The organism is Oribacterium sp. P9 (genome assembly GCF_046365365.1).
Taxonomy (GTDB): domain Bacteria; phylum Bacillota; class Clostridia; order Lachnospirales; family Lachnospiraceae; genus Oribacterium.
The window spans coordinates 77127-90474 of sequence record NZ_JBKEIS010000001.1; the positions used below are offsets into that span (position 1 = coordinate 77127).

At 52.9% G+C, this 13348-nt stretch carries 10 protein-coding genes; 8 read left to right on the forward strand and 2 right to left on the reverse strand.

What is annotated here, in order from left to right:
- Window positions 1-54: 54 nt before the first annotated feature.
- Window positions 55-1419: an MATE family efflux transporter gene (locus tag ACK8P7_RS00315; RefSeq protein ID WP_410042252.1), complete on the reverse strand. Its 1365-nt coding sequence runs from the start codon at window positions 1417-1419 to the stop codon at window positions 55-57.
- Window positions 1420-1762: 343 nt separating this feature from the next.
- Here ACK8P7_RS00315 and ACK8P7_RS00320 point away from each other — a divergent pair, with 343 nt between their 5' ends.
- The 8 genes from ACK8P7_RS00320 (at window position 1763) to ACK8P7_RS00355 (ending at window position 12532) form a co-directional block, all read left to right on the forward strand.
- On the forward strand, window positions 1763-2635 hold the full coding sequence (locus tag ACK8P7_RS00320; RefSeq protein ID WP_410042253.1) for a WD40/YVTN/BNR-like repeat-containing protein: 873 nt from the start codon (window positions 1763-1765) through the stop codon (window positions 2633-2635).
- 165 nt (window positions 2636-2800) lie between these two features.
- The gene (locus ACK8P7_RS00325) at window positions 2801-3355 is read left to right on the forward strand and encodes a cupin domain-containing protein (protein ID WP_410042254.1); all 555 of its coding nucleotides are present in this window, start codon (window positions 2801-2803) and stop codon (window positions 3353-3355) included.
- Between the two features lie 497 nt (window positions 3356-3852).
- Window positions 3853-4971: an AAA family ATPase gene (locus ACK8P7_RS00330; RefSeq protein ID WP_410042255.1), complete on the forward strand. Its 1119-nt coding sequence runs from the start codon at window positions 3853-3855 to the stop codon at window positions 4969-4971.
- Entirely contained in the window at window positions 4968-5501 is a 534-nt protein-coding gene (locus tag ACK8P7_RS00335; RefSeq protein ID WP_410042256.1) for a GNAT family acetyltransferase, read from the forward strand. Before ACK8P7_RS00330 ends, ACK8P7_RS00335 begins: the two co-directional genes overlap by 4 nt.
- A 48-nt stretch (window positions 5502-5549) precedes the next feature.
- Window positions 5550-5948 (forward strand): (deoxy)nucleoside triphosphate pyrophosphohydrolase, encoded by a 399-nt coding sequence (locus ACK8P7_RS00340; RefSeq protein ID WP_410042257.1) that lies wholly within the window; start codon window positions 5550-5552, stop codon window positions 5946-5948.
- Window positions 5949-5977: 29 nt separating this feature from the next.
- Window positions 5978-9121, forward strand: coding sequence for a DUF3427 domain-containing protein (locus tag ACK8P7_RS00345; RefSeq protein ID WP_410042258.1), 3144 nt, complete (start codon window positions 5978-5980; stop codon window positions 9119-9121).
- Between the two features lie 219 nt (window positions 9122-9340).
- Window positions 9341-10030: a response regulator transcription factor gene (locus ACK8P7_RS00350; protein WP_410042259.1), complete on the forward strand. Its 690-nt coding sequence runs from the start codon at window positions 9341-9343 to the stop codon at window positions 10028-10030.
- Between the two features lie 105 nt (window positions 10031-10135).
- Window positions 10136-12532, forward strand: a complete 2397-nt coding sequence (locus ACK8P7_RS00355; RefSeq protein WP_410042260.1) for an ATP-binding protein — start codon at window positions 10136-10138, stop codon at window positions 12530-12532.
- Between the two features lie 35 nt (window positions 12533-12567).
- Here the strand turns inward: ACK8P7_RS00355 and ACK8P7_RS00360 are convergent, their stop codons facing one another.
- Window positions 12568-13329 carry a sialate O-acetylesterase gene (locus ACK8P7_RS00360; RefSeq protein WP_410042261.1) on the reverse strand — a complete coding sequence of 254 codons (762 nt, stop codon included), beginning with the start codon at window positions 13327-13329 and terminating at the stop codon, window positions 12568-12570.
- Window positions 13330-13348 lie beyond the last annotated feature (19 nt).

Genomic DNA, 13348 nt, shown 5'->3' on the forward strand with positions numbered 1-13348 from the left:
AATAGTTTGCGTTTTAAAGGAATGAGAAAAATAGAATGAAGTTGGATCTTCTCCTTACAGTGGCGCAACTTTCTTCCGATATACTTTTCGGAAGAAGAAGGTGGACAGGACCATAGCTACGCCTTCAGCGATGAGGAAGCACCACCAGACGTTGTTGACGTTGCCGCTGAGGGAGAGAAGCCAGGCAACCGGGATGAGTACAACGAGCTGGCGTCCGAGGGAAACGATCAGGGAGTAGAAGCTCTGACTGAAGGCCTGGAAGATCGAGCCCATGACGATGCCACAGGCGGCCAGCGGAAAATGAAACGCGATGATGCGAAGTGCCGGGGTTCCGATCGCAAGCATATCGTCGGAAGCATTGAACAAACGAAGAAGTACTTCCGGCACCAGCTCGAAGGCGAGTGTGCCGCAGAGCATGATGCAGATCGCGAGTGTGATGGCAAACTTCAGTGCTTCGTTGATGCGCTGCTTCTTCCGAGCACCGAGGTTGTAGGCGAGAATCGGGATGAGTCCGTTGTTGAGGCCGAAGACCGGCATGAAGAAAAAGCTTTGCAGCTTGAAGTACACACCGAATACAGCGGCTGCCGTCGTGGAGAAAGCGGCGAGGATCAGGTTCATGCAGTAGGTCATGATGGAACCGATCGCCATCATCAGAATCGATGGAACACCGACATAGTAGATCTGACCGATGATTTCCTTCTTCGGATGAAGAATCCGGGACAGCGAAATGTGCAGCTCCTTGTTCATATGTAGGTTCAGGAAAAGTCCGAGGACTGCGGCGATGCACTGACCGAATACAGTCGCATAGGCGGCACCGGCTACGCCGAGGCATGGAAAGCCGAAGAGACCGAAAATCATAATCGGGTCGAAGATGATATTCAGGATAGCACCGGTGAGCTGAGAGCACATGGAAAGCACGGACTGACCAGTCGACTGCAGCTGGCGCTCGAAGGTCAGCTGGAAGAAAAGTCCGACCGAGAACATGCAGACGATGCTGAGGTAGGTGTCACCCGCCTGGATGATTTCCGGAACGCTCGTCTGACTCTGGATAAACGGTTTCGTCACAAAGATGCCGACGAGCAGGAAGATGATAAAGTTTACGATGCTCAGAAAGAGTCCGTTATTTGCGGCATCATCTGCACACTCAAAATTTTCCTCGCCGAGCGAACGTGACAGGAGCGCGTTCATGCCGACGCCGGTGCCACATCCTGCCGCGATCATCAGATTCTGCAGCGGGAAGGCAAAGGTAACAGCCGCGAGTGCATTCTCGCTGATTTGTGCGACGAAAATCGAATCAACGATGTTATAGAGCGCCTGTACCAGCATGGAAATCATCATCGGTACAGACATATTTATGATCAGCTTCTTTACAGGCATCACGCCCATTTTATTTTCCTTCATGGTTTCGGTAGTCGTCATTTCTACATCCTTTATTCCTTATATATGCTGGTTTAACTTTATTACTATAACATGATGCTATATATAGCACAATTCCCAGTATGTTCTATACGCTGTGCATGGTCATACACAAGTCCATTCAGACGTGGCCCGGTGGGCAGCGTCTGAATAGAGATATGTAGGATCAGAAATCCATGCAAAAGAACTTCTAAAATCGAAAAGAATTCGTCTGTTTATCCGTCTATCTTTTGCGCTACACTATAGAATCAGAGAAATAACAATGAAGAAACAGAGGACTCTTATGAAGAAAATGATCGATTAATGGACGGACGGTGCGGCGCATACCTCGTTCGACCCTGCGCTGTTGTGGTCGCCGCTTCCGGATATTCTCTCAAAAGCGGATACCGAAGCGACGGTGCGCAGCTGGGCGGTGGCGGACGCGGATGCTACGTTCGAAATCCTTTATTATGGAAAGCGCAGCTTCCGGACGGACGAAGGCCTTCGTTTCATCGAGGGGGATGCCGATGGAGACGGCGTTCCGGGTACCGCCGATGCCATCTACATGGTAAATGCCGGTGGTGAGGTGAGCGGCTACGAGATGTCGCTCTACATGCCGGATCATCCGGAAATCACACCGGAGCGTTATATCATGGAGCCGGAGTACATCCCGCAGAGCATGCTGGACGCGCAGCACGAGGATCAGATCGTCGAGACGGCGCAGCAGGAGAGCGGATGGACCGTGGATCAGGCCGACGGTTCCGTCTATACCTTCGCACAGTCCGACGCCAATGCAGGCTACCGGCTGGTGGTGACGGATGCCGCACTGGGGTCTCGCTTTTACGGTCTCGAAAAGTCGACCGATGCCGGAAAGCAGTGGACCAGTATCAATGAAGATCCATTTGACGGCAGTGCCGGCGTCGCGGAGGGCATCGAATTCTTCGATGAAAGCTTCGGCTTCATCGGACTGCAGAGCGCATCCGGCGACGGATCCAGCATCTTCATGACCGAGGATGGCGGCATCAGCTTCACGGAAATACAGCTTCCGATGGACCAGATCACAGAGGTCCCGGAACCTAGAAAATCCTATGGACTGACGCTTGACGACTACCATTATCTCACGATGCCGACTTATGACGGCGCCACCCTCCGTATGACCGTCACCTCCGGCTCCGCAGAGAGTGACGGCATCACATTCTGTTCGAAAGATCACGGAAAGACGTGGACGGCGGAAGCGTGATCTGCACGCCGATGACGATCCCATACGTTGGTGGGAACTTTGCCGGATGGCGTATATAACCATTGGGAATGAGAAACGCACTTCACTATTGTTTGACTTCATCAAGTTAGTGTGGGATAATTTAAACGGCTGATTTTTTATACGGCACATAGGGAGATCGACTATATGAATGGACTTAGTCTTGGAAAAAAGATACAGGAAATCCGCTCGGCGAAGGGCTTTTCCGTGCGTAAAACGGCAAATCTCGCAGAGATTACACCGTCGATGCTGAGCCAGATCGAGAACGACCTGGTTAATCCATCGATTAATACACTTCGCTGCATCGCCACTGCGCTGGACACACCGATCTACATGTTTTTCCGCGAAGAAGACCATGAATCTCCGGTCGTTCACCCGGAGGACCGCCTTTCCCTCGGCTTCAAAAGCGCTCCGGATGTGCGCTATGAACTGCTGACACCGGACACGAAGGGCAGCATCGAGTTCTGCATGATGATCATCCCGGCCGGCATGAGCTCCTACCGCGACGCTCGCAGCCATGAAGGTGAGGAAGTCGCTTATCTGATTTCCGGCGACAGCGTCGTCCTGGAGATGAACAGTGCCGAGTTCCCGCTCACCGCAGACGACAGCGTGCGCATCCCGCCGTATGCCGCCCACGTATGGCATAACCGCGGCACCACCGAAGCCCGCGTCATCTTTGCCATCACCCCGCCATCCTTCTGATCGAAACGCGAAGGTGGAGTCCTTGGCACGGAGGCCCATCAGCTAAACGGCGACATCGGAAACAACATATAAAAATATACGTACAGAGTCATGTCCCGGCATGGCTCTTTTTGTATACACGAGATGTGCAAAAATATGTCCCCGAGTCTGGTATAATCAGCATCACAGTGAAGATCAGGCCAATGCTGACATCAGGGTGCTATACTGGAGTTTATCGAGAATAAAAAAGGCGTACGGATCCGTTTATCTATTCTTCGGCTGAATAATTAAATCCAGAAATCGATCCGCCGAGGGCGATGAACTATCCTATTTTTATTTTGGGCCCGCCCTATGCAAGCAAACTGAAATATCAACGTTTTCCTTCGCTTCGATTCTGTGAGAAACATGAGTATTCCTGGCAATTCTGAAATGACATGTGAATTAGAACAAAAAATATGTTCTAATTCACGTGACTTTGCTATAATAAGGATAGACCGTAGCAAAGGAAGGTGTCTTTTATGAAACTGTTAAGGGTACGTGCATCAAACTATAAAAACTGCGTGGATGATTTTACAATCGATCTCGTCGCAAAGTCTAAAAAAACAAGTGAAGATAAAGAGTATGAGCTGCAGGAAATCGCGGACGAGCTGTATGTTTTCAATACGGTAGCATTCGTCGGTAAAAACGCGTCCGGAAAAACATCGGCGATTGAATTGATGGAATGCGCTTATTCGATTCTCAGTGAATTTCGCTTGGAAGACAAACACTATAATTATGATAATGTGAAACTGGAAATCATTTTCTTCCATGAGGATTCGATCTATAAGTACAACACCGTTTTAAAAGAGGATCCGAATCTAGGCAGCATAGCTGATTTTACAGAGCAGCATATCTATCGAAAAAAATACTACAAATCCAAGGTGAAAGACATTTACTCAGAAGACGGGTTTGAAGAGATTGAGGATTTGGGCGAGCTTCCGGAAGATACCTCCATCGTATTCTTCGTCCTGAAGAAAAAAGCGACTCGTGGCGTTTACTTTAACTGTGACGGAGAAGGCGCGGATACGTATCGTCTGATGTTCAGAGCGATGAAGACATATAATATTTCCAGAGAAGTTCTGACGAAAGTGATGAAGATTTTTGATGATAAGATTGAGAGCCTGGAAATGATGGACGAAAAGCATTATAAGCTCACTTACCAGAATCATGTCAGAGAGCTTTCAGATTCTGAACTGGTGTATATGCTTTCCAGCGGTACGACCAAAGGCGTACTGCTCTATATTTTCGTTGTGGCAGCACTGGAAAATGGATTCGATTTACTGATCGATGAAGTGGAAAATCATTTCCATAAAACGCTGGTGGAGAACATGATCAGCCTGTTCAAGGATAAGACCGTGAATAAAAAATCTGCGACACTTATGTTTACGACGCACTACTGTGAAGTCCTGGATCTGTTTAACCGGCAGGATAACATCTGGGTCGCAAAATCTGAAAGTAAGATCCGACTGAATAATATGTATGAAACTTACAATATCCGACCAGAGCTTTTAAAGAGCCGTCAGTTCTATAATAACGCTTTTGATACTTCCGTGAACTACGACGATCTCATGGCACTGAAGAAGGAGTTGATGAGATGAAGTATCTGATTATGTGTGAGGGCCCTAATGAACTTGAGATTATCAGGATACTGCTGGAGTACGATAAGCTGATTTTTACAGAGGATGATCTGCTGAACTTGGTGCCTTACCATGCAAGGCAGATCGCCAGCAATCCTACGGTAAAGGCGGCACTGAATCTCTATCATGGCGATGTTCATGTTTTGAGAATCGGTGACAAGTTAAACGAAGAGCTGAAGATACCGAAAGAGTATAAAGAAAAAATAAAGTGCATCGAAAAGTACTGTACGAAACCGGAATTAGAAATGCTGCTGATTATTTCTGAAAAACTGCAGGCAGATTTTGAAAAGGAAAAATCAAGGAAAAGTCCGAAATCATTCGCTAAAGAAAAAGTGAGTTTCAATGGAAAACGATATGATAACAGTACTGCTTTTTATCGTGATTATTACGGTGGGCAAATTGATCTACTGGTGAATACAATTAAACGATATAAGCAGCTAAAAGGAAAGCACCAGAAGGATGAACTCTATCTAGCGGATTTGCTGAAATGAAGAAGGCGTGACAGACTATTTGGTGGCGAATACATGGAGATGCATTAAATGAAGATAGTAAGAGTAGTGGCGGCGGTGATCCGCGATGGCGATCGGATCTTCGCGACGGCGCGCGGCTATGGTGAATACAAGGGCTGGTGGGAGTTCCCTGGTGGAAAGATCGAAGCCGGGGAAACACCCGAGGAGGCGCTGGTGCGGGAAATTCATGAGGAGCTGGATACGGAGATCCGGGTCGGTGAGCTGATCGATACAATCGAGTACGATTACCCGACGTTCCACCTCAGCATGGACTGTTTCTGGGCGGAGGTCGTCGCCGGTCGGCTGGTGCTGAAGGAAGCAGAGGATGCCAGGTGGCTGACGAAGGAAATGCTGGAGAGTGTGCAGTGGCTGCCGGCGGATCGGACGATCATCGATGCATTGAAGAAAAATCTTATTAAAGATTGTTAACTTCCGATAAAAATGTGTGAGGGAAGAATATGAGACCCGGTCTATATGAGCAGATTATCAATAAGCAGATGAACGAGGAGCTGGCGTCGGTGCCGGAGGAGTGCCGCTATCAGGAGAAGGTGGATTCCGCGGAAGCATCACGGGTGCTTGCGACCTACGCGGCAGAGCTCATGAAACGGAAGATGGATGCGATGTATGAAGCCTCGGGCGATCAGGCGCTGAGTGATCAGATCGCCTATATCAATAAGGTCATCGGCTCGATGGATGTGGAGACGGATGGGGCGCTACAGATCGAGCATCCGGGAGAGCAGCTTCTGAGTGTTCTCAGTGAGAAGGATGAGCAGCGCCTGCTCGGGCGGAAGGCAAAGGACGCACTGCGTCCAGAAACCTCGATGGCGTACAGCAGTCTGTTCACGGGTGCCTCCCGCGAGCCGCAGATGCTGACGGAGCTGAAGAAGGAGATCGTCTCTGCAGATCGGATCGATATGCTCGTGTCCTTCATCAAGTGGAGCGGACTCCGCGAGCTTCTGGAGGAGCTTCGATCCTTCACTGCGCATGGTGGCCGGTTGCGTGTCATCTGCACCAGCTACATGGGCGCGACGGATGTGAAGGCGGTCGAGGAGCTCGACAAGCTGCCGAACACCGAGATTAAAATATCCTACGACACGAAGCGGACGCGCCTGCATGCGAAGTCGTATATCTTCTACCGCGATACCGGCTTCACGACGGCCTATATCGGCTCCTCCAACATGTCGAACGCAGCCCTTACGAGTGGTCTCGAGTGGAATGTGAAGGCGGCCGAAAAGGACATGGCGGATACGATCGAGAAGGTCCGGGCTACCTTTGCAAGCTACTGGAACGACAGTGAATTCGTACTGTATGACGCTTCCCAGCGGGATCGTCTGATCCAGGCGCTTCGAAATGAAAAGTATGTCGGCGAGGGCACGGATCGAAAGTTTGTCTTCGATATCCGTCCATATGCCTATCAGCAGGAAATCCTCGATAAGCTCGAGGTCGAGCGGCAGGTTTTCGGTCACACCCGGAATCTGGTCGTTGCCGCGACCGGCTGTGGAAAAACAGTGATCTCCGCCTTCGATTATGCACGCTTCTGCAAGGCGCATCCGGGCGAACAGAACCGCCTCCTCTTCGTGGCGCATCGGGAGGAGATCCTTGAGCAGAGCATTGAAACCTTCCGCGGTGTGCTCCACGATCTCAATTTCGGAGACCTGTGGGTCGGCAGCCATAAGCCGGAAGCGCTCGACCATCTCTTCGTATCGATTCAGACCCTGAATTCGACGAAGTTTTATCAGAATCTGCTGAAGGATTACTATGACTTCATCGTCGTGGATGAGTTCCATCACGCGGCCGCCGCCATCTATCAGGAGCCACTGCACACATTTGATCCGAAAATCCTGCTCGGCCTCACCGCGACGCCGGAACGTATGGATGGCGAGGATATCCTCCAGTACTTCGGCGGCCGCATCGCGGCGGAAATCCGTCTTCCGGAGGCCATTGACCGGAAGCTCCTCTGTCCGTTCCAGTACTTCGGCGTGTCCGACACTGTGGATCTGAAGGACGTGCGCTGGGTGCGCGGCGGCTATGACCGGCATGCGCTGAGTGACATTTATTCGCTGAGCGGTGCAGTCGCTGAAAAGCGTGCACAGCATGTGATCGCCAATGTTGAAAAGTACACCACGTCGGTGGCGGATATGAAGGCTCTCGGCTTCTGTGTGTCGAAGGAGCACGCGAAGTTCATGGCAGACTTCTTCAATCGTCATGCGATCCCGGCACTCGAGCTGGATTCCGATTCCAGTAGGGAAGACCGAGCGACCGCGAAGAAGCGCCTCGAAAGCGGTGAGCTTAAGGTGATCTTCGTGGTGGATCTTTACAACGAGGGTGTGGATATCACCGCCGTCAACACCGTGCTGTTCCTGCGACCGACGGAATCCCTGACGATTTTCCTGCAGCAGCTCGGTCGAGGACTGCGACTGGATGAGAGCAAGGACTGCCTGACGGTTCTGGATTTCATCGGACAGGCGAATAAAAAGTACAACTATGAGGAGAAATTTGCGGCGCTTCTTTCGAATACGAAGCACAGTGTGGAGTATGAACTGAAGAAGGGCTTCGTTTCGGTACCGAAGGGCTGTTACATCTACCTCGAGAAGAAGGCCAGTGAATACGTGCTTCAGAATATCCGGAGCTCCATCGAGACCCGCAACGGTATCGTGGCGAAGATCGCGTCCTATGAAGAGGACACGGGAAAAGCATTGACCCTCGGAAACTTCCTCGACAGCTACCGTATGGATCCGCGCGCGATCTATAAGAAGGATAATTTCGCACGGCTCTGCGTCTATGCCGGCGTGAAGGAGGACTTCGAAGAGCCGGAGGAAAAGGAAATTACGAAGGCGCTGGCACGACTGGCATCGATCGATTCACGACGTCTGCTGCAGTTTATCATCCGCCTTCTGCCGATGCTGGACCGTCTCGATTTCGAGGTACTCGACATGCTGGAGAAGCGTATGCTGCAGATGTTCTATGTGACGGTGTGGATGGACGTGATCGATTTCGCACATCCGGAGGCGGCGTACCGGCATCTGCACACACTGGCATCGAGTCCGGTGATTTGCGACGAGATGCGCGCGCTCATGCAGTATCGTTATGCGCATATCGATATACTCGATCAGCCGCTCGACTTCGACTTCACGTGTCCGATCGACCTGCACTGCACCTACTCGCGTGACCAGCTGCTCGTGGCACTGGATTTCATGAAGCCGTCGACCGTCCGTGAGGGCGTGAAGTGGCTTCCGGAGAAGAAGCTGGATGTGCTTTTCGTGACGCTCAACAAGTCGGATAAGGACTACTCGCCGACCACGATGTATCAGGATTACTCCATCAATAAAACGCTGTTCCACTGGCAGAGCCAGAGCACGACCAGTGACCGCTCGAAGACCGGACAGCGCTACATCCATCACCGCGCACAGGGCAGCCGTATCCTCCTCTGTGTCCGCGATGCAAAAAAGGACGCCTGGGGCGGCACCGCATCCTACAGCGTGCTTGGCTTCGTCGACTACGTACAGCATACCGGCAGCAACCCGATGAACATCACATGGCGGCTCGCGGCGGAGATCCCGGCGAAGTATATCCGACAGACGAATAAGCTGATCGTAAGCTGAGCACAGACTGGACGAAGGCTTTGGAGACGAATGATGAAATGACAGATTTGTCATCACAAAGTCACCGTATATTCATCTATGTTATCTAATATTTTTTTAGATAAACTCCTATAAAATAACAAACGCGAAAGGGCGAAATCAGCGCGACAGTGTTGATTTCGCTCTTTTGTGCTAAAATGAAGAAAGGCAGGTCAGTCCGTGATGACAGGAGATGAATATATGAACAGAGTGTTACTGGTGGACGATGAGCAGGCGATCCGGCTTGCGGTCCGCATGGCGCTTCGGCGCGAGGGCATGGATGTGACGGAGGCGTCGGATGGACTCGAGGCCCTCGCACTTCTGAAAAAAGAGAAATATCAGCTGGTGATCCTCGATGTGATGATGGAGCGGGTCGGTGGCTACGAGGTGCTGCAGAAGATGCGTGCAGCCGGAGACCACACGCCGGTCATGATGCTGTCCGGAAAGTCGGATGAGATGGATCAGGTGCTCGGCCTAGGCTTCGGCGCCGACAGCTACCTTACGAAACCGTTTCATACGGCGGTGCTGATTCAGACCGCGAAGGCGCTGATACGGCGGAGTCAGGTCTACAGCCAGGAGGTGTCCGATGTCGGCATTCGCCGCGGTCCGTTTGCGGTCGATATGCTGAAGATGGAGTGCCTGAAAGATGAGAAGCCGCTGAACTTCACGGCGCGTGAGCAGGCGCTGTTCCGCTTCCTGCTGGAGCATCCGGGACAGGTGTTCACGAAGGAGCAGCTGTATGCGCAGGTGTGGAACGAATCGGTCGTCGACGACAACACGATCACGGTCTATGTGAAGCGTATCCGCAGCAAGATCGAGGAGGACCCGAAGTCGCCGAAGTACCTGAAGACTGTGCGCGGCATCGGCTACATGCTGACCGTGGAGGAGTGACCCGATATCGCCCGGCCCGGTGGCGAGTGAGTTCATCGTACTGAGAGGAGGACGAACGCACGGCGGGTGCAGGATGAAAGCAGAAGGAAGAAAGGGCAGAGTGAGATGAAACGTATCCGGAACGGGCTTACGAATAAACAGACAGAGCTGAGAGCGGTGGTCGTCTTTCTGCTGCTCTCGATGATCGCGGCGCTGTCCGGCTTTCGCTACTACCAGAACTATCGGCGGCAGGCGATCTCCATGGAGGGGAGTCAGCTGCTGACGATCGCCGGTATCGTGGGTGATAACCTCGATTCCTATCTCGAGCAGAAGATCCATCAGATCGACCTCATCTATCGGAATGCGGGCATGCCAGAGGACTGGATCCGAAATAATGGAATGCGTGAACGAACGGACTTCTTTCTGCAGGAAAACGGCGCGCTGTATAACTGGGTGACGGTGACGGCACCCGACGGGACGGTGACGCGCTATGCGCCGGGGCAGTCGACCATGGTGACGAAGATCGGAAGCGGGAAGACGGAACGTTCTCTGGACGACGCGGAGGCGAGCTCCTCGGATGCAGCGACAGCGACCGCGGGCGGCCATCGGATGAGCGGCGGAAGCATGCGCACAGGAAGCGGGGCTACGGATCGCGGGGCGATTTCGGAGGCCAATGCCGGCACCGAGCATGCGGCGTGGATCACGGGGAAAAAAATCTCATCGGTTACAGGCTGGTATGAGCTGTATATCCAGAAGGAAATCGATACGAAGGAGGGCACCTATCAGCTGTGCTTCGCGATGAATATGGAGGCACTGTACGAGAACAGCGTGGCAAAGGTCAAAATCGGAAAAAACGGTTATTCGGTGGTGAAGGATCAGGACCTGTACATCATCATGCATCATGCGAAATCGCAGATCGGCCTCGATGCGCTCTATGGACGTGAGCGTCTGTATCCGGAGCTCAATTACAGCAGCATGCATGCGTGGCTGGAGAAGCAGGAGACCGAGGATTCCGGAACCGGTGTGATCGATACCTATGACTGGTCGGATGAGACGCATCCGAGGATACAGCGTGTGGTGGCCTTTCAGGCGATCTATATCCAGGGAGAGCGCTGGATCGTGAACTCGACGCTGCCGGTGACGGAGCTTTCGGCGCCGCTCGACGATATGATGATGACGATGATCGGCATCGTGTTCGTCTATATCATGCTGCTCGGGATCATCGTGGTGTTCGTGCTGCAGAGCCATTTTCAGGCAGTAGCCCAGGAAAAGGAGATCACGTACCTGAAGGAAATCAACCGGGGCATGGAGACGGTGGCCCGAAAGAACGAGGAGATCCGGCACTATCAGCGTATCCAGTCGCTCGGCATGATGTCGAGCCACATCGCGCATGAGTTCAATAACTATCTGACGCCCGTCATGATCTACGCGGAGCTGCTCGAGAACGATGCGAATATCTCGACGGAGAATAAGGAGATGATCCATGAGATGCTGGTATCGGTCGATCGGGCCTCGGACCTCTCGAAGCAGCTGCTGGCCTTCGCACGGCAGGATACCGGCGTACGTCTGGAGCAGCTGAACTTTACGGAGGAGGTCCGGCATGCAGTCGGTATCGTCGAGCAGCTAGCACCGGCGGTGATCACCGTGCATACAGACATCACAGAGGAGCCGCTCTATATCCTCGGACGAAAGGGCATGGCGGAGCATATCCTCATGAACCTCTGCAAGAATGCCTTTCAGGCAATGGAAAAGACGGAGCGGAAGGAGCTCGGGATCGAGCTGATGGGCGGGCATGGACATCTGATTCTCCGCGTCCGTGACACCGGCTGTGGCATCAGTGAGGATGTACAGCAAAAGATCTTCGAGCCGTTCTATACGACGAAGGGCTCCCGTCATGGTACCGGCCTCGGCTTGTCCGTCGTCCGGAACATCCTCGGCTCGATCGGCGGTACGATCCACGTCGAGAGCACGCTCGGTGAAGGGACCTGCTTTACCATGGAGATACCGCTCTGTGAGGATGAAGAGAATGACGAGGATGCACGCACTGCATCTGACCGTGGTACAGCCGAAGGGCAGAGAAAGGATGCAGCGGATCGCCGGGGCCCGGACGGGAATACGGGCGTTACGGTCGGAAAAACGTCTGCCACTGGAAGCGTGTACGACCAGAAACATCCGAAAGCGATCGCGAAGATCGCTTTTGTCGTCCGGGAAGAGCGACAGAAGACGTGGAAATCGCTCGTCCGCGCATCCGAAAAGGCCATCGATTTTTACGGTCATCCGGCGGCACTGATCGATCGCATCCAGAAGGCGCCAGACGCCTACGATATGGTCATCACGGCGTACAGGCTTCCGACCATGAACGGCATCGAGCTCTGCGAAATCATCCGACGCCTGAACCCCGGCATCCGGCTCGTCCTGATGGCGAAGCAGGGCGGCGCAGACTACGAGTGGTATCTCAACAACGGCATGATCGACCGCTTCATCCTGAGCTCTGAGTTCGAAAAGGAATTTCCGACGCTGTAAGCGCTAAGCCAGGGGCCCCTGGCTTACGCCTGTCGTCAGTGTTCTGTGCGAACGAATGCGCCGCTGGCCTTGCCGGCTTCCTCGCCGACGAGGTTGTAGCCCTCCTGCAGGTAGTGGAATTCGTCCTTCATGAGGCCCTTTGCGGCGAAGGAAGCGAGACACTGGCTCACGAGGACGATGTTCGGTACATCCGCGGCGAGCTTCTCCTGCATCTTCTGAATCGGTACATAGAGCGCCGGATCGTCCCGGTGATTTCCGATGCGGATCAGGAAGCAGTACGCGAGGTCACAGTCCCGCATGAAGGAGGTCAGCACCAGCTTCGTGCGCTCATAGTAGAGCTGCGGATCGGTATGCAGATCACCATCCGTGCAGCCCTGACACCAGACCATATTCCGATGCGCTATGTTTACACCGCGTGCAGAAAGCCAGAGCTCACAGCGCTGTACACGCTCGACCGCATCCCGGTAGTACGTGCCCTCCGGCAGCCACTCCGCGATGGCAGAGCCACCCTTCGCTGCCGATACACCGACGACCGGGGTACTTGTCTTCGCGTAGTAAGCATTGACGAACGAAGACACCATGGAGCCGGACTTCATGCCCGGCTCGTAGATGCCATCTGGTTTATCCTCATACTGGCCGAACGGCTCCACGAGCGGTGAGAGACGATCCGGTGCCGTGATGGCACGGAACTCATAACCGTGACCCTCCGGGACGGCTGGCGCCTGTGCCGCGACACCACGGCCCGCCATGTTGCTCTGACCCATAAATGCAAGTAAATCCACGCTGGATGGTAACATAAGAATACCCCCATTTATT